An 18,749-nucleotide genomic window follows, 5' to 3' on the forward strand; every position below is an offset into this window, starting at 1 on the left:
TTCCTAAATCTCGAACTGTCCGGCCATCTGCTGGATCTTGACGATCACGAACTCCGCGGGCTTGACCGGCGCAATACCGACCACGACATTCACGATGCCGTTGGCGATGTCCTCGTCCGTCGTCGTGTCCTTGTCACACTTGACGAAGTACGCCTGACGCGGAGTGCCGCCCTTGAACGCGCCCTTCTCGAACAGCGTGTGCAGATAGCCGGAGGCGTTCAGCCGGATCTGCTGCCACAACTGCTCGGTATTGGGTTCGAAAACGACCCATTGCAGTCCGCGCCGCAGGCTCTCCTCGATATGCAGCGCCAGCCGCCGTACCGGGACGTACTTCCATTCGCTGTCGAGCGCGTCGGCGCCCCGCAGCGTACGGGCGCCCCAGACCAGCGGGCCCACCACCGGGAAGGTGCGCAGGCAGTTGATGCCCAGCGGGTTGAGCAGTCCGTTCTCGCGGTCGGTGAGCTGGACGCCGAGCGAGTACACCCCGGCCAGCCGCGCCTCGGTCCCGGCCGGTGCCTTCCACACGCCGCGCTCGCCGTCCGTACGGGCGATGACGCCCGCGAGTGCTCCGGAGGGCGGGAAGGCGCGCAGCCGCCCGGTGAGCGGGTCGGTGAGCCGCAACTGCGGGAAGTACAGCGCGGCGTGGTCGCTGCGGACCGGCTCGAAGGCGCCGATCCCGGCGCGGGCCGCGTCCACGCTGCCCCAGGCGGAGGGCGCGTCGACGAGCAGGAAGATCCGCCGCTCCCGGCACAGCCGGTCGGCCGCCGACAGCACGGTGACCATGTCGCCGACGGACTCGTACCCGGCGAGCTCGGGCAGCGACAGCAGATTGACGTCCTCGATGTCGCGCAGCGCCTGCAGGCCGGTCTTGTCCGCCTCGCTGCCGATGAGGTCGCGGGGGCCGGGCGGGGCGCCGTCCTCGCCGCCGGACAGCGGGAAGACGGGCGGGTTGACCGATGCCTCCAGGCCGAGGTCATTGGCGCATTCGCCCAGGAAGCGCACCACGTCGTCGGGGTCGATGGAGCCGGCGACGACCTGGAGGCGGCGGCCGAACGCGGTGACCTCGGTGCCCGCGAAGGCGTGTTTGCCGGGCGCGTCGGGCAGTGCGCGCAGCTTGCGCTCCAGGAGCAGGGCCAGCTCGGTGACGTCGCACGGAGCCTCGCCGTCGCAGTCCGGGTCGTACAGCGTGAACGACCGCTCCACCTCGCCGATCTTGACCGTCAGCTCGACGCCCAGATCGGGGAGTTCGCCCGCGAACGGCTTGGAGACCGTGCCGGAGGGGTCCGGCCGGCCCTCGCCGACGGCCTTGACCCGGATCAGCGCCGACCCGGCGTTGATCACGGTCTCGGCGTGGCGGCCGTGGGCGGGGTCCATGGACAGGTTGGTGAAGGACTCCCGGGAGGTGCCCCGGGCGTCGAGCACATGGAGGTTGAAGGTCTCCTCCGGGCACGGCGTGTCGTAGTCGACGGCCAGCCGCAGGCCCGAGCCCCAGTGGCCGGGCTCCTTGGCGTGCACCTCCAGCACGGGGCATTCGCTGTGGCCCTCGGTGGAGTCGAGGGTGACGCAGGCGGCCTTGCCGGTGCCGGCCTTGGTCACGCGGACGACGACCGCCACGGCGCCGCCGTTGCCGAAGAACTGGTGCACCGCGTAGCCGACCGCGCTCTGCGAGGTCAGCCCCCCGAAGCGGCGCTCGAAGTCGGCGAAACTGGTGATGCGCACCGGGGTGTTCAGCGGGCCCCGCCGGGTGTGGCCCACGAACGCGGTCACCGAGGTGGTGACCGAGGCGATGGTACGGACACTGCTGGGAAGCTCTTCGATGTAGACACCGGGATAGCCCGCGGGCGTCGGCATTCCCCCTCCATTCTCTTCAGCGCATCAAGAGATGAGGAGGGGAAGTGAAGATCACACGCACGGATTTCCCGCCGTGTACACACTATCTCCGTACACTTCCCCCGGTCGCACGCCCCCGCGAAACCGGTATCGCAGGAATCGGAACGTCGCTTGCGGCTCCTGATGCGTGAGTGCGCTTTGAGTCTCCGCGCCGAGCATGATTCCGGTCAAGGCATTGATCCGGTCATCTCTTTCACGGTGAATTACTAGATCGTTTTGTGGCCTCCACAAAGTTGACCAAGCCATTACCGTGCGCGAACGCTCCCGGCAATTCGTGATCACGAAATTCCGTCCGGAGCGCGCGGACGACGAGAACGAGCCGAAAAGGTGAACGGTGCGGCGCGCCGTTTTGCGGTCCCCCGCTCCGGGCGTTATCACACCCGCGCCCGCGGGCCGCACGCCTGGTGACCAGGGCGTCAGTCGTGCGCGAGGCTCTCGGCCGTGCGCGAGGTCCTCAGTCGCGGGCGAGGGGCGACGGCGCGAGGACCGCGCGCCCGTCCAGCCAGGCCGGCCGGCTGAGCAGCGGGCGGAAGTGGGTGAACAGGGCCAGGAGTTCGGGGCCACACCGCTCCCGGAGGGCGGGGTCCCGGCGGGCGAGGTCGAGTTCATTGGCGGCCGACAGCTCGGCGAAGTCCCGGAGCAGCCGGGGTTCCGGGGTGTGCGTACGGCCGGTGAAACGGTCGTGGAAGACCACGTCGGCGTCCCCGAGCGCCCGACACGTGGCCTTACGGTCGCAGCTCGCGTAGAGGTACACGATGGCTTCGGCTTCCGCGCCGATCACCGCCACGAGTTCGCCGCGACGCCCGAGTGGCAGCAGGGTGACGGGAAAGCCGTCGGTTCCGTAGAACGCGTGGCACAGCCCGGCGAGTTGGAGTTCCGGACGGGCTCCCCAGGCGGCGAGCCGGGCCCGTACGCGCTGGAGGTGGGCGAGGAGGGTGCCGCCGGGGTGGGCGATGCGCGCGGCGCCCAGGCGGCGCAGAAGTGTGACGGCCCGGTCGGCGGCGGCAGGTGGGGGAGCAGCAGGCACAGGTCGGGTCCTTTCGGTGCTGGGCAGGTCGGCACCCGTACCGCACCGGCACCCGGTCCGGATCCTCGTGCGAGCGCCGTACGGGTTGCCGCCTGAGCCCTACAACGATCGTCGCGACCATGTGCCACCCCAGTCAATCCTGGGGATTGCTCGCCACCTCCAAGTTCTAACTTGGAGGTTATGACTCTGGATGATCTGCGGGTGTTCGTGGCCGTGTGCCGCGCCGGAAGCCTCAGCGCCGTGGCCCGGGAGCTGACCTGCACACAGTCGGCGGTGAGCCAGCGGGTGAAGCGGCTGGAACGCGAGACCGGCGTCAGCCTGCTGGAGCGCCAGCCGCGCGGTGTCGTGCCCACCCCGGCCGGGCGCATTCTGTGCGAGGCCGCCGCCGACGGGATCGCCGGGCTCGATCTGGCGCTGCGCCGCCTGAGCGACCTCGTGCACGGGGAGAGCGGTTCCGTGCGGATCACCACCGGCAGCACCACCGTGCGGCACTTCATGGCCGAGGCGATCGTCTCCTTCCGCCGTCGCTATCCGAACGTGAACCTGGAGTTCCAGACCGAGAGCTCCAGCCGCGGCTGCCTCGACGCGCTCATCGCCGGCCGGCTGGATCTGGCCTGGATCACCCTCGGCGCCCCGGTGCGCGGTGTCGAGCAGCGGCCCGTGGCCGAGCTGCCCTGGGTGCTCGCCATGCGGGCCGGGGATCCGCTCGCGGCCCGGTCGCGCGTGGAGGTGTCCGACCTCGCCGACGTCCGGCTCTTACGGCTGCCGCCGAACTCCACCTCCGGCGGGCGCCTCCACGCGGCACTGGCCGAGCTGGGCATCCGGGCCGGCTCCGATACCGGCGTCGCCGACTGGGACACGGCCCTGCTGCTGGCCGAACTCGGCCTGGGGCGCGCCGTGGTGCCCGCCCTGCCGGGGCTGCCGGTGCCCGGTGGCGAGGGGCCGCTGCGGCTCGTCCCGATCCCCGCGCTGCCGCCGCTGCCGGTCGGCTGGGCCGCACGCCGCTGGGACGCGCTGCCGCCGCTGGCCCGGGCCTTCGCGGACACAGTGGCCCGCACCCTGAGCGAAGACGCCTCCCCCGAACGGCCCTCCGCCCCGCCCGCCGAGTGATCATTTTCAGACTTCCGCCGCCAACGCACGGAGATGGCCATCTCAAGGAGGCGCACACCCCTATGCTTCTACATGCGTGTAGAAGCACGGAGGGCGGACGCACGGTGAACGTGCGATGGGCCGCGAACGTTCCGCGGCCCATCGCCCGTTGTCGCGCGACCGCCGTCCTCCATCGCACGCACCCGTAACCCCCCACGCTCACGCGTGCAGTAGGCATAGCGAAGGAGTGAACGCCACGATGGTGTTCAAACGACTGCTCGGCTCGCTCGGTGTCGGCGGGCCCACCGTGGACACGGTGCTGGACCCCGGCCCGGCACGCCCCGGCGGGCCGCTGACCGGTCAGGTCCATCTCCGTGGCGGCACGGCGGACTTCGAGATCGAGCAGATCACGCTGGAGCTGGTGGCCCGGGTGGAGGACGAGCGCGGCGAGGAGGAGCGGGAAGGGGTCGTCCTCTTCGACCGCTTCACCGTCGGCGGCGGCTTCCGGCTCGCGGAGGGCGAGCAGCGCAGCCTCCCGTTCACGGCCCACCTCCCCTGGGAGACGCCGGTCACCGAGCTGTACGGGCAGCCGCTGGGCATCATCCTCGGCGTCCGCACCGGGCTGGAGATCGCGGGCGCGAAGGACAAGGGCGACCTCGATCAGCTGACCGTGGATCCGCTGCCGGTCCAGGAGGCCGTTCTGGAGGCGCTGGGACAGCTCGGCTTCGGCTTCAAGTCCGCCGATCTGGAGCTGGGCCATGTGGGCGGCACCGGGCAGCGGCTGCCGTTCTACCAGGAGATCGAGCTCACCCCGGCCCCCCAGTACGCCCACGCCATCAACGAGCTCGAGGTGACCTTCCTGGCGAGCCCGGGCGGTATGGACGTCGTCCTGGAGGCCGACAAGCGCGGCGGGCCCTTCTCCTCGGGAGACGACGCCCTCGCGCTCTTCACCGTCGGCCATGAGGGCGTCGAGCACCGCGACTGGAACACCGAGGTCGACGCCTGGATCCGCCACCTCGTCGAGCGGCGCGCCGCCCACGGCTCGTACGGCTCCCACGACTCCTATGGCCACGGCGAGTACGGCGCGCCCGGTCACGGCCACCACGACGGCCACGGCTACGGCCATGCGGACCGCCACCATGACGGCGGGCGGCGCTCCGGCCCGAGCACCGCGGCGATCGTCGGAGGCGTCGCGGCGGGCGTCGCGGTCGGCGTCGTCGGCGGAATGGTGGCAGCGGAGGTCGTCGACGAGATCGGCGACGCCTTCGAGGACGAGGAGGACGAGGACTGACCGCCTCCCCCGGCCCGGGGCGTTCCCGGGCCGGGAACTCCGGTCCCCTTCGTGGCGTTTGGGCCTCCCCGGCGCGGCCGCGGCCCAACGGCCGTGCTCCTATGGGGTCACATCGCCAGCCGGCGCCCGGACCTGCCGTCGAGGAGGACGAACCACCATGACCGCCGACAGCCGCCCAGAGCCGCCCCTCCTCGGCGACGAACGCGCGACCTTGCGCGCTTTCCTCGACTACCAGCGGGCGACGCTCGCCATGAAGTGCGAGGGGCTCACCGACGAGGAGTTGCGGCAGCGTTCGATGCCGCCCTCGACGCTGACGCTGCTGGGCCTGGTACGGCACCTGGCCGAGGTGGAACGGGCCTGGTTCCGGCGGGTGTTCGAGGATCACGAAGCGCCGATGGTCTGGTCGCCGACGATCGACTTCCAGGCGGCGTACGACGTGAGCGAGTCGTCCAGGGCCGAGGCGTTCGCGGCCTGGGAGGCGGAGGTCGAGACCTCCCGCCGGATCGAACGGGAGGCGGAATCGCTCGACCTGGTGGGCTACCAGCCGCGGTGGGAGGAGGAGGTGTCGCTGCGCATGGTGCTGGTGCATGTGCTGCTGGAGTACGGCCGCCACAACGGGCACGCGGACTTCCTGCGCGAGGGCGTGGACGGGGTCGTGGGGGCCTGAGCCCCTCGCTCGGGAGGCCGGAGGAACCGCGCGCCCCAAGTGGCCGGTTGCGGGGGGAAAGGCGGTCCATCGGCCCCTGGCTCACTCCGCCGTTCCGGCCGCGAGGAACATGGGCACGGCGAGGAAGAGCCGATCGGTGCGGGCGCGTTCACGCTGTTCGGCGCACCACGCCCCGGCCTGGTCCCCGGTGATCGCACCGGCCGCGCACGCCCCCTCGGCCAGGCCGGTGAGCAACGGCAGCGCCTCGGGCCCGGTGAGCACGATGGTGTGCGCCTCCGCGGTGACCGCGCTCAGCCCGGCGTCCAGCAGCAGACCGCGCTGGCGGCGGGCGGCACGGGGCGAGGGGATGAGGCTCGCGCGTGCGTGCACGATGGTGCGGGTCAGGGCCGCGTCGGCGGCGTCGAGGACCAGCGCCTCCCAGTCCTGTCCCACCAGCACCACCCGCCCGCCCGGTGCCAGCACCCGGCGGGCCTCGGCCAACGCCGCGGCGGGGTCGGGGAGTTCATGGAGGACCTTGTCGGCCCGATAACCGTGCACCGTGCCGTCGCCGAACGGCAACCGACCCGCGTCCGCGACCCGGAAATCGGCGCCGGGCCACCGCTCGCGGGCCACGGCCACCATCCGCGCGTCGGCGTCCACACCCGTCACCCGCGCCCCGCGCTCGGCCAGTTCGGCGACGGCCCGCCCGGCGCCGCAGCCCACGTCGACCACCCGGGTGCCCGGCTCGGCCGCGAGGAGCTCGTAGGTCCTGGTGCGCAACCTCTCCGCCCCGGGGGACCGCTCGGCGTGGTCGAGCCGCGCGACAAGGCCATCGGTGGCGTGTTCCCGTGCTTCCCGCTCGTTGTGCTTCTCCTTGGACATGACCGCGAGAATGCGACTTGACGTCGACATGAAGTCAAGTGGCGTCATGGCCATCGGCGAGATCGCGGAGCGGTTCGGACTGGCCACCCATGTGCTGCGGCACTGGGAGACCGTGGGCCTGCTGCACCCCGCGCGCGACAGCGCCGGGCGCCGCCGCTACGGCGAGGACGACCTCGTCCGGGTGGCCGTCGTCCTGCGCGCCAAGGAAGCCGGGCTCGGCCTGGACACCATCCGCGCCCTGACCGCGGCCACCGAGCCGGCCGCCCGCCGCGACATCCTGCGGCACGAGGCCGAGACGCTGCGCTCCCGCATCGCCGCCGCGCGGGACTCGCTGGCGCTTGTCGAATGCGCCCTCGGCTGCGAGCACGACGACCTCACCCGGTGCCCGCACTACCGCCGGCAGGTGGTCCCGGAGAGCTGGGACCGCGCGGCCCCGGGAGCTGGTTGAGGCGGTCGGGGCTGGGCACTCCGGGGGCGCGTGGCCTGATACGACCTTGCCGAAGCCGGAAGGACGATCATGAGCGAGCCCAGGACATCCCCCCGCATGCTCGGCATCTACCTCAATGACCACCTGGCCGGAGCTACGGCCGGAGTGGAGCTGGCCCGCCGCACGGCCCGCGAGCACCGGCGGTCGCCCTTCGGCGGCGAGCTGGAGGACCTCGCCGTACAGATCATGGAGGACCGTGCGGCGCTGCTGTCCGTCATGGCCGACCTCGGGGTGCCCGTACGCCGCTACAAGATCTACGGGGGCTGGCTGGGCGAGAAGGCCGGGCGGCTGAAGCCCAACGGCAATCTGCGGCGCCGTTCCGGGCTCAGCACAGTCGTCGAGCTGGAGTCGCTGCGGATCGGGGTGGAGGGGAAGGCGCTGCTGTGGCAGTCGCTGCTGGCCGTAACCGGCCAGGACGCCAGACTGGACCCCGATCGGCTCACCGAGCTGCTGAACCGGGCGCGGCGGCAGCGCGCGGTGCTGGAGTCGCTGCACGACACCACGGCCGGCACGATGCTCACCCCCGATCGGGCGGAGTCGCGAGAGGCGGTGGTCGGGACATGACGCCTCCGCCGGACGGCGCCGCCGAGTTCCTCTTCATCGGCAACGCCACGCTCCTCATCCGCTACGGCGCGCTGACGTTGCTCACCGATCCGAACTTCCTGCACTGGGGCCAGTACGCCTATCTGGGCAAGGGGCTGATGTCCCGGCGGCTGACCGAGCCCGCCCTGGCCGCCTCCGGCATACCGTCCGACCTGGACGCCGTGGTGCTCTCGCATCTGCACGGCGACCACTGGGACCGGGTGGCGCGCCGGAGGCTGGACCGCTCACTGCCCATCATCACCACCCCGCACGCCTCCCGGCGGCTGCAGGGCGTCCATGGGTTCAGCCGGGCGACCGGGCTGCCCACCTGGCACGATCAGGTCCTGGTGAAGGAGCACAGCCAGGTGCGGGTCACCGCGCTGCCGGGCAGACACGCCCCCGGCCGGTGGCAGAAGCTACTGCCACCGGTGATGGGGAGCCTGCTGGACTTCGGCGCGCCGGGGCAGCCTCCTCGGCTGCGGGTGTACATCACCGGCGACACGCTGATGTTCCCGGGCATCCATGAGATCGCCCGGCGCTACCCGGAGGTGCACCTCGCGGTGGTCCACCTGGGCGGCACCCGGCTTCCGGGCGGGCTCATCGTGACCATGGACGCGCTCCAGGGGGCCGGTCTGGTCAAGGCCATACGGCCAGAACGGGTACTCCCGGTGCACTACGACGACTACGCCGCCTTCAGCAGCCCGCTCTCCGCGTTCCTGGAGGAGAGCCGGCGCCCGGACTTCCCGTCCACGGTGGTCCACTGCGCCCGCGGGGAGCGCGTCACGGTGAACGCGCAAGGGGTGCTTGCGGCACAGTGAAGGCCCGGAAGGGGTGCTTGCGACGCCGTGAAACCGCCGTCAGTCGCGGTCAGACCGCGCTGGTGGGGGTCTGGTCGTCGCTGTGCAGCCGCCGCAGACGTTCCACCAGCTGCGGACGGTGCAGGTCCACGACGAGCGCCATCAGATCCGGATGGCGCAGCAGCGGTGCGGCCCGGCAGTCATGCGCGTCGGGCGCCGTGAGCCGCCGGAACTCCCCGGGGGTCCCGGCGCCGTGCTCACAGTCATCGAGCGCCGCCACGGCCTGGGACGCCAGCGTGGAGCAGGTGAGCAGGGCCGCCGCCCAGCTCGCCACGACCTCGTCCACATAGGTGCGCCAGATGCCATCGGGGCCGTTGATCTCGTACGGCTCCGCGTCCGCGAGCCAGTCCAGCCGGAAGGACCCATCCGGCCCGGCCAAGGCCAGCGGGGCGCCGTCGGTGGAGGTCGGGTAGCGCAGCCAGGCGGCCACCGTCACGGCCTGCCGCGCCTGGGCCTCGGCGAGCGCCGCGTTCGTCGCTCCGTCGGCCGCCGGATAGGCCCTGACTAGCCACCGCGTGGTCGCCGCTATGACGGATGCCAGGTCCAGGGACAAACGAAGCCGCTCCTCGTACGCGATCAGTGTCAGCACCGTACCCTCGGGACGGCGATGTCTAACATGACGTAGATCACGTTGACGGGCTCCGGCATGACACAGATCACGCCGTACGTCGGCGCGCCGAGCCCCTGCGACGCCGGGCGCGCACCGCATAGTGGCTGGTTGACCGGGTACTCGGGGCCCATGAACGCCCCAGGCCCCGCCGTCGGCGTGGTCGTCGCCACCCGCGACCGCGCGGAGCGGCTCGCCACGGCTCTGGAACACCTCACCGCCCTGCCGGAGCGGCCACCGGTCGTCGTCGTGGACAACGGCTCGACGGACCGCACCAGGGCCATGGTCGCCGAACGGTATCCCCATGTGCGGGTCCTTGCCCAGGGTGACGACCGCGGGGCGCTCGCCCGCAACGACGGCGTACGCGCCATCGGCACCCCCTACGTGGCCTTCAGCGACGACGACTCCTGGTGGCACCCCGGCGCCCTGGCCCGGGCGGCCACCCTGCTCAACGGCCATCCGCGGCTGGGGGCGCTGGCCGGCCAGCTGCGGATCGGCCCGGCGGAGCGGCCCGATCCGCGGGGCGCCGCGCTGGCCGCCTCCCCCGTCGGCCGTGCCGAGGACCTCCCCGGACCGGAGGTGTACGACTTCCTCGCCTGTGCGGCCGTGGTGCGCCGCGGCGCCTTCCTGGAGGCGGGCGGCTTCCATCCGCTGATCCTCTCCGGCGGCGAGGAAACCCTGCTCGCCTACGACCTCGCGGCGATGGGCTGGGGCATCTCGTACTGCCCCGAGGTGGTCGCCCACCACGAACCGGCCCCCTCGCCGGCCGAAGAGCACACCGCCGCGATGCGGTCCAACGAGCTGATCGGCTGCTGGCTGCGCCGCCCGCTGCCCCTCGCGGCCCGCCGCACCGGCGCACTCCTCACCGAGGCCGGGAGGGACCCGGTGGCGCGGGCCGCGCTGCGCGATCTGCTCGCCCGGCTGCCGGCCGCACTGTGGCTGCGCCGCCCACTGCCGCCGTGGATCGAGGAGGCCGTCCGGCGGGTGGACGGGCAGCGCGCGGACGAGGAGCTCCGGCGGGACGAGAGGCAGGTCGCCACCCATGACGGATGACCGGACCGCCCACCCATGACGGATGACCGGACCGCCGGGCGACGCGCCCGGCGACGCCCGAGGCGCGGCAGGCCCTGGAGACGGCGGCGCGGCAGCCGCAGTCCGGAACCGCTGCCGGCCGCACGACAGTCGCCATCACCACCCGCGACCGGCGGGCGTAGCTGCCGCACACCCTGAACCGGTCAGCCGAACGCCCGAGTTGCCGCCCGTGCTCGTCACCTGACAGCGGACCGGACCGGGGACGCACGGGCGGCCGACCAGCGGCACACCGGCAGCGATGCCGCCTACCTGGTGGCCACGCGCCGCACGCCGTAGGCCGCGGCGCCCAGGGCCAGCACCGCCGCGCCGGAGACCACCGAGGAGACGGGCAGGGCGAAGGCCAGCAGCAGACAGCCGGCCAGGCCGAGCCCCGGCACGATCCGCGGTGGGCGGCCCTCGGCCGGGGTGAGGGTCCAGGCGGAGGCGTTGGCGACGGCGTAGTAGGCCAGCACCCCGAACGAGGAGAACCCGATCGCACCGCGCAGATCCGCCGTCGCCGCCAGGACCGCCACCACCGCGCCCACGGCCAGTTCGGCGCGGTGCGGCACCGCGAACCGGGGGTGCACGGCGGCCAGCGCGGGCGGAAGGTGCCGGTCGCGGGCCATGGCCAGGGTGGTCCGGGAAACACCCAGGATCAGCGCGAGCAGCGACCCGAGCGCGGCCACCGCCGCGCCCGCCCGCACCACCGGCGCCAGCCACGCGAGCCCGGCGGCGCGCACGGCCTCGGCCAGCGGGGCGCCCGCGGCGGCCAGCCCGCCGCTGCCCAGCACGGTCAGTACGGCGATCGCGACCGCAGCGTAGACGGCCAGGGTGATGCCGAGCGCGAGGGGGATGGCGCGCGGAATGGTGCGTGCCGGGTCGCGGACCTCCTCGCCGAGGGTGGCGATACGGGCGTATCCGGCGAAGGCGAAGAACAGCAGGCCGCCCGCGCGCAGCACCCCGCCGAGGGTGGCGTCCTGACCGATCTCCAGCCGTGCCGCGTCCGCCTCCCCGGAGGTGAGGAGGGCGACGACCACGGCGGCCAGGACCGCGAGCACGACGGCCACGATGGCCCGCGTCAGCCAGGCGGCCTTGTGCACCCCCACGTAGTTGACGGCCGTCAGCGCCACCACGGCCGCCACCGCCACCGCATGTGCCTGATCGGGCCAGACATAAGTGCCGACCGTCAGGGCCATCGCCGCGCAGGAGGCGGTCTTGCCGACCACGAACCCCCAGCCGGCCAGATACCCCCAGAAGTCACCCAGCCGCTCGCGGCCGTAGACATAGGTGCCGCCCGAGCGCGGATAGCGGGCGGCCAGCCGCGCGGAGGAGGTGGCGTTGCAGTACGCCACCGCTCCGGCGGCGACCAGACCGAGCAGCAGCCCCGACCCCGCCTCCCGCGCCGCGGGCGCCAGCGCCCCGAAGATGCCCGCGCCGATCATCGCCCCCAGGCCGACCACGACCGCGTCGAAGACCCCCAGACGGCGCCGCAACTCCCCCGGTCCGGCCGGGGTGTTCGCAGTGTCGCCCACCACTCAGTCCCGGTCCGTGTCGAGATCGGCCGTGTCGAGATCGACCGTGTCGACGTCGGCCTTCGTCGGCAGATCGCGTGCGCCGAGGCGCAGATGCTCGATGTGGTAGACGGCCTCGTCGAGGAGCTGGGCGACGTGGTTGTCGTAGAGGCTGTAGACGATCCGGCGGCCCTGGCGTGAACCGGTGACCAGCCCGAGGGCGCGCAGCAGCCGGAGTTGGTGGGAGACCGCGGATTGCTCCATGCCGACCGCCTCGGCCAGTTCGGTGACCGCGCAGGGGGCCTGGCGGAGGCGGGTGAGGATCATCAGCCGCGAGGGCGTGGCCAGGGCCTGGAGGGTGGCGGCGATGGTGGCGGCGGAATCCGCGTCCAGATGCGCTGCCGGGGTGGTCTGACTGTCGGCTCCATGTCCCATGGCGTCATCGTATCCACAGCCATACTTGAAGAGGTCTTCATGTGTTCCAGTATGGTGGCAGGGTTCGACCGTCGCCCCATTTCCCGAGGAAGAGGTGTGCCCCGGTGTCCGCCGAGCTCATCGAGGAACGGCCGCCCGCCGACGCTCCGCCGCCCGTACAGCCGCGCCGGACCCGCGTCCGCGAGCTGCCCGAGGTGCGGTGGGCCGCACTGGCCACCGCCGCGTTCCTGCCCGCCTTCCCGCTCGACCTGGCGGGTGCCCCCGCATGGCTGTGGGGCCCGCTCTACGTGGTCTGCTACGCCGCCGGGGGCTGGGAGCCGGGCCTGGCGGGGCTGCGCGCCATCCGGGAACGGGCCCTCGACGTCGATCTGCTGATGGTCGTGGCCGCGATCGGGGCGGCGGCGATCGGGCAGTTCCTCGACGGCGCCCTGCTGATCGTCATCTTCGCGGTCTCGGGCGCGCTGGAGGCGTTCGCCACCCGGCGCACCGCCGACTCCGTACGCGGACTGCTGGACCTGGCACCCGACACCGCCGCGCGGATCACCCCCGGCGGCGCCGAGGAGCGGGTGGCCGTCAGCGCGCTGCGCGTCGGCGACACCGTGCTCGTCCGGCCCGGTGAGCGGCTGCCCGCCGACGGCACCGTGCGCGAGGGAGCGAGCGACGTCCAGCAGGCCGGGATCACCGGCGAGCCGCTGCCGGTGGACAAGGGGCCCGGGGACGAGGTGTTCGCGGGCACGCTGAACGGGACGGGCGCGCTGCGCGTCACGGTGGACCGGGACGCCTCCGCCTCGGTCATCGCCCGGATCGTGACCATGGTCGAGGAGGCGAGCGAGCGCAAGGCCCCCGGCCAGCTGTTCATCGAGAGGATCGAGCAGCGCTACGCCATCGGCGTGGTGGCCGCCACCCTCGCGCTGTTCGCGGTGCCGCTCGCCTTCGGCGCGGACCTCACCGCAACCCTGCTGCGGGCCATGACCTTCATGATCGTGGCATCGCCGTGTGCGGTGGTGCTCGCCACCATGCCGCCGCTGCTGTCCGCCATCGCCACCTGCGGACGCCACGGCGTGCTGGTCAAGTCCGCCGCGGCCATGGAGCGCCTGGGAGCCGTCACGCGGGTGGCGCTGGACAAGACCGGAACGCTCACCGAGGAGTCGGCGCGGGTCCGCGGGATCCAGGTCCTCCCGGGCAGTGGCCTCACCGAGCACCAGGCCCTGGCCCTGGCCGCCGCGGCCGAGCGGCCCAGCGAACATCCGCTGGCCCGCGCGGTGGTCGCCGCCGCGCGGGAACGCGATCTGCGCCTGGAGCCCCCGGCCGACTTCGCCTCGGCGCCGGGGCGGGGCGTACGGGCGGTGGTCACGGGCCACACCGTCCAGGTGGGCAGCCCCACGGCACTGCTGGACGGCGTGGCGGCACATCCGGAGGGCCCCGGCGACCCGGCACCGCTCACCGGCGGGGACGCCCTGGTCCGTACAGACATCGGGGACGACTCGGTCCGTACGGCCGCCACGGACGACTGCCCGGTCCGCACGGCCGTCGCGGAGGTCGAGCACAGCGGAGCCACCGCCGTCGCCGTCCTCGTCGACGGCCGCCCCGTCGCCGTCCTCGCCATCGCCGCTCCGCTGCGCGACGGAGCCGCCGAAGCCGTCGCCGCGCTGGGCCGGCTCACCGGCACACCACCGGTGTTGCTGACCGGCGACAACAAGCGTGCCGCCGCCCGGCTGGGCGAGGAGGTCGGCATCGCCGACGTACGGGCCGGGCTGCTGCCGCAGGACAAGGTGGCCACCGTACGGGGGTGGGAGGACGCCGGGGAGCGGGTGCTGATGGTCGGCGACGGGGTCAACGACGCCCCGGCGCTGGCGGCCGCGCACACCGGTGTCGCCATGGGGCGGGCGGGTTCCGCGCTGACGCTGGAGACCGCCGACGCCGTCGTCGTCCGCGACGAACTGGCCGCCGTACCGTCGCTCGTGACCCTGTCCCGGCGCGCCCGCCGCCTGGTGGCGCAGAACCTGGTCATCGCGTGTGTGTGCATCGGTGCGCTGGTGGTGTGGGATCTGTTCGGGCATCTGCCGCTGCCGCTCGGCGTGGCGGGTCATGAGGGCTCCACCGTCCTGGTGGGCCTCAACGGTCTGCGGCTGCTGCGCGCCTCCGCCTGGCCGGGGGCGGCGCGGGCCCACCGCCGGGCCGCCGTGAGCTGAGGGCCGTGCGGGCCGAGCGGGGTCTCCTCTCGGCCCGCCGCTCTACGATGGGGACATGCCGGTCAGCGAACCCTCCTCAACTGCGACCCGTTCGCATGCGCATCACAGCGGCGCGGCGCAGTTCTCCACGGCCGCCAATGTCTTCTCGCTGCTCTCCGACCCGACCCGGCTGCATCTGGTGTGGTCCCTCGCCCGTGGCGAGGCCGATGTGAACACCCTCACCGAGGCCAGCGGGGCGGCCCGCCCGGCGGTGAGCCAGCATCTGGCCAAGCTGCGGCTGGCCGGGCTGGTCCAGGTGCGCAAGGAAGGCCGCCGCTCGGTGTACTCCCTTCACGACGGCCATCTGCGACGGCTGGTCGTCGAGGCCGTCAACCACGCGGACCACATGGTCACCGGGGCCCCGCCGCACGACTGAGCGCCGGGGGCGCGGTGGACGCCGACCGCACCGGCTCCCCGCGCCGCCGGATCTCCTCGCCCGGTGTGATGCGCCAGCAGGTGATGCGGGTCCTGCGCGCCCGGTCCAGGGGCCGGGTCGGTGTGCATCAGGGCGGCGAGGGAGAGCCACAGGGCTCGCATGCCGCCCTCGGCTGATGGCTCCAGCGCGGAGTCGACCTTCCGCGCCGACTCGTGGGAGTGCGGTTTCAGCAGATGCGCGAGCTGGTGCCGACGATGGGACCAGCGTCCGTGATGACAGGACTCCATGACGCCACTATGTGCATACCCATGCACGCGTGCACCTATTGGACCGTGGAAGGCTCCCCCGGATCACATCGAGCTTCCGGGCCCGACCGGCCTTGCCAATGTTTCGGCAAGCATTGACAAGTTTGCGCAACGGTGAAGACCATGCCACATGCCGTTCATCCACCCCACTTCATCGCACCGGTAGCGGGCTGCCATGGCCCCCACCCTGACCGACGTCGCCAAGGGCGCCAATGTCGCACTGTCCACGGCGTCCCGGGCATTCAGCGACCCCGGCCGACTCGGTCCCCAGACCTTGCGCAAGGTGCTGACCGTCGCGCAAGAGCTGGGATACGAACCGCCCGTGGCGCGTGCCACCGAGACCGCCACCGCGGCCGGAGCCGAGACCGCCACCGTCGCGCTCGTCGTCCCCGATATCGCCAACCCCGTCTTCGGGGCCTTCGTCAAGGCCGCACAGGGCGAGTGCCGGCACCGCAAGCAGACCGTCGTCCTCGCCGACACCGACCTCGACCCGGACCGTGAGCGCGAGGTCATCGCGCACCTGAAGGAGCGGGCGGACGGCCTGGTCGTGTGCTCTCCCCGGCTCGAAGCGGACGATGTGCTCGACATCTGCGGCCACACCCCCGCCGTCCTGGTCAACCGCGAAACGGCCGGCACCGACTGTGTGATCGCCGACGCCGCCCACGGGATGCGCCAGGCCGTGGAATACCTGGCCGCCCTCGGGCACCGGCGGATCGCCTACGTCCAGGGCATGCGGCGCTCCTGGTCCAACGCCCACCGCGTCGACCTCATCCGCACCGAGGCCGAACGAGCCGGGCTGGACCTGGAGTTGCTCGGATGGCAGTCCGAGACGGTGGCGGGCGGCACCGCCGCCGCCGCGAGCGTCATGGCCTCGGGCGCCTCCGCCGTCGTCACCCACAACGACCTGATGGCGTTCGGCGTGCTGACCGGCGCCCGGGCGCTGGGGCTGAGCGTGCCCGAGGACCTCAGCGTCATCGGAGTCGACGACATCCCCTTCACCGAGGTATCACAGCCGTCCCTGACGAGCATCTCCGTGCCGATGGCCCGCGCCGGGGCGCTCAGCCTGCAGATGCTGGGACAGGTCCTCGCGGGCGAACGGCAGATCCCCCGTACCCACCGGCTGCCCACCCAGCTCATCGTGCGCGACTCCACCGGCCCCGCCACCCGCGCCCCCCGGCACGAGCCCGCCGCGCCCGCCATACCCGCCATACCCGCCATACCCGCTACGAAGGACGCCTCATGACCGCCGGCCCGCTGACCGTGGTGGTCGCCGACCCCAATCTCACCCCGCTGCGCGCCGAGTTCGAGGCCGCCCTCCCCCACGGCACGGTCGTCCACTGGCCCGACCCCCAGCACACCGAGGCGGTCGAAGCCGCCATGAAAAGCGCGGACGTCCTGGTGTCGGGCCGGTGCACCGCCACCATGGCCGCCGCCGCCACCCGGCTCCGGCTGGTCCATGCCGCCGGAGCCGGGACGGACAACATCGGTATCGCCGCGCTGCCGCCGGGCACCCAAGTGGCCAACACCTTCCACCACGAGAACGCCATCGCCGAATACGCGGTGTCCGCCACGATCCTGATGCGCCGCGGCTTCCTGCGCCAGCACACCGCGCTGCGCCGCGAGGCGCACTGGGACACCCCCGCCCATGACCCACGGGCCCCCTGGGCCGAGGACCTGACCGCCGCCACCGTCGGGTTCATCGGCTTCGGACACATCGGAGCCCGCTGCTGGCGGCTGTTCCAGGCGTTCGGCGCGCGGGGCATCGCCGTCACCCGCGGCGGGAACGTGGACGCGGCCGCCCACGGACTGCTGTGGTCCGGGGCCGTCAAGGACCTCGGCAGCCTGCTGGAGAGCTCCGACGCCGTGGTGGTGTCCGTGCCGCTCACCGACGACACCACCGGGCTGATCGGTGCGGCCGAACTGTCCCGGATGCGGCCGGGCGCCGTCCTCGTCAACGTCGGCCGTGGCCCCGTCGTGGACGAGGACGCGCTCTACCAGGCGCTGAGCGACCGCACCATCGGCGGCGCCGCGATCGACGTCTGGTACCGGTACCCGGCCGACGGGCACACCGGCTCCCCCAGCAAGCACCCCTTCGACACGCTGGACAACGTCTTGATGACCCCTCACTCCTCGGGCCTCACCCGCCAGACCTTCGCCCACCGCACCGCCGACATCACCGCCAACATCCGCCGGCTCGCCGCGGGCGAAGCGCTCCACAACGTGGTGGCGGTGGCCCCGTGAAGACCGACACCATCACCGCCGTCGATGTGCTGGTCACCAGCCCCGGACGCAACTTCGTCCTCCTGAAGATCACCACCGCGGACGGGGTCACCGGCTGGGGCGACGCCACCCTCAACGGACGTGAACTCGCCGTCGCCTCCTATCTGCGCGACCATCTCGCCCCCCTCCTCATCGGCCGCGACCCGGCACGGATCGAGGACACCTGGCAGTACCTCTACCGAGGCGCCTACTGGCGGCGCGGGCCGGTGACCATGACCGCCATCGGCGCGGTGGACATCGCGCTGTGGGACATCAAGGGCCGGACCACCGGACAGCCCGTCTACCAGCTGCTCGGCGGCGCGGTCCGTGACCGGATCCTCACCTACACCCACGCCACCGGCTGGGACCTCCCCCAGCTGCTGGACTCCATCGAGGAGCGCCGGGACCGCGGCTTCCGCGCCGTACGGGCCCAAAGCGGCGTCCCCGGACTGGAGATGGTCTACGGGGTCAGCCGAAGCGGCACCGGATACGAACCGGCCGGCCGGGGCGCCGCCCCCGTCGAAGAGACCTGGGACACCGACGCCTACCTCCGCCACGCCCCCCGCGTCCTCACACAGGTCCGCGAACACGTCGGCCCCGAGCTGAAACTGCTCCACGACGTGCACCACCGGCTCACCCCCGGCCAGGCCGCCCGGCTCGGCCGAGCCCTGGAACCGGTCGACCTCTTCTGGCTGGAGGACGTCACCCCCGCCGAGAACCAGGAGGTGCTGCGGCACGTCCGGCACCACACCACCGTCCCGCTGGCGATCGGCGAGGTGTTCAACACCGTCTGGGAGTGCCAGACGGTGATCACCGAGCAGCTGATCGACTTCATCCGGACCTGTGTGAGCCACGCGGGCGGCATCAGCCATCTGCGGCGCATCGCCACCCTCGCCGACCTCTGGCAGGTGCGGCTCGGACCGCACGGCCCCTCGGACATCTCACCCGTCGCCCTGGGCGCCTCACTCCACCTGGGCCTGGCCACCCCCAACTTCGCCATCCAGGAGTACATGGGCTACGAACCCCTGGTCCATGAGGTGTTCCGGCACGCCTGGTCCTACGCCGACGGACACCTCCACCCCGGCGACACACCCGGCATCGGCGTCGAGATCGACGAGGAACTCGCCGCCCGCCACCCCTACGAACCCGCCTATCTGCCGGTCGCGCGACGGCTCGACGGCTCGATGACGGACTGGTGACACC

19 protein-coding genes and 1 pseudogene are annotated in these 18,749 nt (G+C 72.7%); 13 read left to right on the forward strand and 7 right to left on the reverse strand.

The window, feature by feature from the left end; all coding sequences use genetic code 11:
* Positions 1–3: 3 nt before the first annotated feature.
* Positions 4–1,851 carry a phage tail sheath C-terminal domain-containing protein gene (locus CGL27_RS06035; protein WP_119985116.1) on the reverse strand — a complete coding sequence of 616 codons (1,848 nt, stop codon included), beginning with the start codon at positions 1,849–1,851 and terminating at the stop codon, positions 4–6.
* A gap of 493 nt (positions 1,852–2,344) precedes the next feature.
* Entirely contained in the window at positions 2,345–2,917 is a 573-nt protein-coding gene (locus CGL27_RS06040; RefSeq protein ID WP_078638827.1) for a DUF6817 domain-containing protein, read from the reverse strand.
* A 180-nt stretch (positions 2,918–3,097) separates the two neighbouring features.
* On the opposite strand from CGL27_RS06040, the gene CGL27_RS06045 reads away from it, so the two are divergent.
* From CGL27_RS06045 to CGL27_RS06055, 3 genes are all read left to right on the forward strand, one after another.
* Positions 3,098–4,027 (forward strand): LysR family transcriptional regulator, encoded by a 930-nt coding sequence (locus CGL27_RS06045; RefSeq protein WP_119985118.1) that lies wholly within the window; start codon positions 3,098–3,100, stop codon positions 4,025–4,027.
* A gap of 238 nt (positions 4,028–4,265) precedes the next feature.
* Entirely contained in the window at positions 4,266–5,297 is a 1,032-nt protein-coding gene (locus CGL27_RS06050; RefSeq protein WP_119985120.1) for a sporulation protein, read from the forward strand.
* Positions 5,298–5,454: 157 nt separating this feature from the next.
* Complete coding sequence (locus CGL27_RS06055; protein ID WP_119985122.1) at positions 5,455–5,964, forward strand: DinB family protein; 510 nt, start codon at positions 5,455–5,457, stop codon at positions 5,962–5,964.
* Positions 5,965–6,045: 81 nt separating this feature from the next.
* Here CGL27_RS06055 and CGL27_RS06060 read toward each other — a convergent pair whose 3' ends face one another.
* Positions 6,046–6,825, reverse strand: a complete 780-nt coding sequence (locus CGL27_RS06060) for a methyltransferase domain-containing protein (protein ID WP_119985124.1) — start codon at positions 6,823–6,825, stop codon at positions 6,046–6,048.
* Between the two features lie 10 nt (positions 6,826–6,835).
* Here CGL27_RS06060 and CGL27_RS06065 point away from each other — a divergent pair, with 10 nt between their 5' ends.
* The 3 genes from CGL27_RS06065 (at position 6,836) to CGL27_RS06075 (ending at position 8,712) form a co-directional block, all read left to right on the forward strand.
* Positions 6,836–7,273 (forward strand): MerR family transcriptional regulator, encoded by a 438-nt coding sequence (locus CGL27_RS06065; protein WP_240450371.1) that lies wholly within the window; start codon positions 6,836–6,838, stop codon positions 7,271–7,273.
* 69 nt (positions 7,274–7,342) lie between these two features.
* Entirely contained in the window at positions 7,343–7,876 is a 534-nt protein-coding gene (locus CGL27_RS06070) for a hypothetical protein (protein WP_119985127.1), read from the forward strand.
* Entirely contained in the window at positions 7,873–8,712 is an 840-nt protein-coding gene (locus tag CGL27_RS06075; protein WP_119985129.1) for an MBL fold metallo-hydrolase, read from the forward strand. The genes CGL27_RS06070 and CGL27_RS06075 overlap by 4 nt, the downstream gene beginning before the upstream one ends.
* Positions 8,713–8,761: 49 nt before the next feature.
* On the opposite strand, the gene CGL27_RS06080 is transcribed toward CGL27_RS06075, so the two are convergent.
* Positions 8,762–9,304: a hypothetical protein gene (locus tag CGL27_RS06080; protein ID WP_078647094.1), complete on the reverse strand. Its 543-nt coding sequence runs from the start codon at positions 9,302–9,304 to the stop codon at positions 8,762–8,764.
* Between the two features lie 186 nt (positions 9,305–9,490).
* Between CGL27_RS06080 and CGL27_RS06085 the strand changes: the two genes are divergently transcribed.
* Positions 9,491–10,411, forward strand: coding sequence for a glycosyltransferase (locus CGL27_RS06085; protein WP_119985131.1), 921 nt, complete (start codon positions 9,491–9,493; stop codon positions 10,409–10,411).
* A gap of 284 nt (positions 10,412–10,695) precedes the next feature.
* Here CGL27_RS06085 and CGL27_RS06090 read toward each other — a convergent pair whose 3' ends face one another.
* Positions 10,696–11,961: an APC family permease gene (locus CGL27_RS06090; RefSeq protein WP_119994267.1), complete on the reverse strand. Its 1,266-nt coding sequence runs from the start codon at positions 11,959–11,961 to the stop codon at positions 10,696–10,698.
* 3 nt (positions 11,962–11,964) lie between these two features.
* Positions 11,965–12,375 (reverse strand): metalloregulator ArsR/SmtB family transcription factor, encoded by a 411-nt coding sequence (locus CGL27_RS06095; RefSeq protein WP_119985133.1) that lies wholly within the window; start codon positions 12,373–12,375, stop codon positions 11,965–11,967.
* Between the two features lie 104 nt (positions 12,376–12,479).
* Here CGL27_RS06095 and CGL27_RS06100 point away from each other — a divergent pair, with 104 nt between their 5' ends.
* The 3 genes from CGL27_RS06100 to CGL27_RS49845 are packed head-to-tail and all read left to right on the forward strand — an operon-like array spanning position 12,480 to position 15,158.
* On the forward strand, positions 12,480–14,567 hold the full coding sequence (locus tag CGL27_RS06100) for a heavy metal translocating P-type ATPase (protein WP_119985135.1): 2,088 nt from the start codon (positions 12,480–12,482) through the stop codon (positions 14,565–14,567).
* 55 nt (positions 14,568–14,622) lie between these two features.
* Complete coding sequence (locus CGL27_RS06105; RefSeq protein ID WP_078638840.1) at positions 14,623–14,982, forward strand: metalloregulator ArsR/SmtB family transcription factor; 360 nt, start codon at positions 14,623–14,625, stop codon at positions 14,980–14,982.
* A 14-nt stretch (positions 14,983–14,996) separates the two neighbouring features.
* Complete coding sequence (locus CGL27_RS49845) at positions 14,997–15,158, forward strand: hypothetical protein (protein ID WP_162952891.1); 162 nt, start codon at positions 14,997–14,999, stop codon at positions 15,156–15,158.
* Here the strand turns inward: CGL27_RS49845 and CGL27_RS51540 are convergent.
* Positions 15,111–15,269 (reverse strand): annotated as a pseudogene (locus CGL27_RS51540) (cation diffusion facilitator family transporter); the annotation flags it as partial. The gene CGL27_RS49845 and the pseudogene CGL27_RS51540 sit on opposite strands and share 48 nt — an antisense overlap.
* 193 nt (positions 15,270–15,462) lie before the next feature.
* Here CGL27_RS51540 and CGL27_RS06115 point away from each other — a divergent pair.
* From CGL27_RS06115 to manD, 3 genes are read left to right on the forward strand one after another with little or no spacing between them, the layout of a single operon-like run.
* On the forward strand, positions 15,463–16,530 hold the full coding sequence (locus tag CGL27_RS06115; RefSeq protein ID WP_119985137.1) for a LacI family DNA-binding transcriptional regulator: 1,068 nt from the start codon (positions 15,463–15,465) through the stop codon (positions 16,528–16,530).
* Positions 16,527–17,528, forward strand: a complete 1,002-nt coding sequence (locus CGL27_RS06120) for a 2-hydroxyacid dehydrogenase (protein ID WP_078638842.1) — start codon at positions 16,527–16,529, stop codon at positions 17,526–17,528. Before CGL27_RS06115 ends, CGL27_RS06120 begins: the two co-directional genes overlap by 4 nt.
* On the forward strand, positions 17,525–18,745 hold the full coding sequence (gene manD / locus CGL27_RS06125) for a D-mannonate dehydratase ManD (RefSeq protein WP_119985139.1): 1,221 nt from the start codon (positions 17,525–17,527) through the stop codon (positions 18,743–18,745). Before CGL27_RS06120 ends, manD begins: the two co-directional genes overlap by 4 nt.
* Positions 18,746–18,749 lie beyond the last annotated feature (4 nt).

This window comes from Streptomyces sp. 11-1-2 (genome assembly GCF_003595545.1).
GTDB classification, from domain to species: domain Bacteria; phylum Actinomycetota; class Actinomycetes; order Streptomycetales; family Streptomycetaceae; genus Streptomyces; species Streptomyces hygroscopicus_B.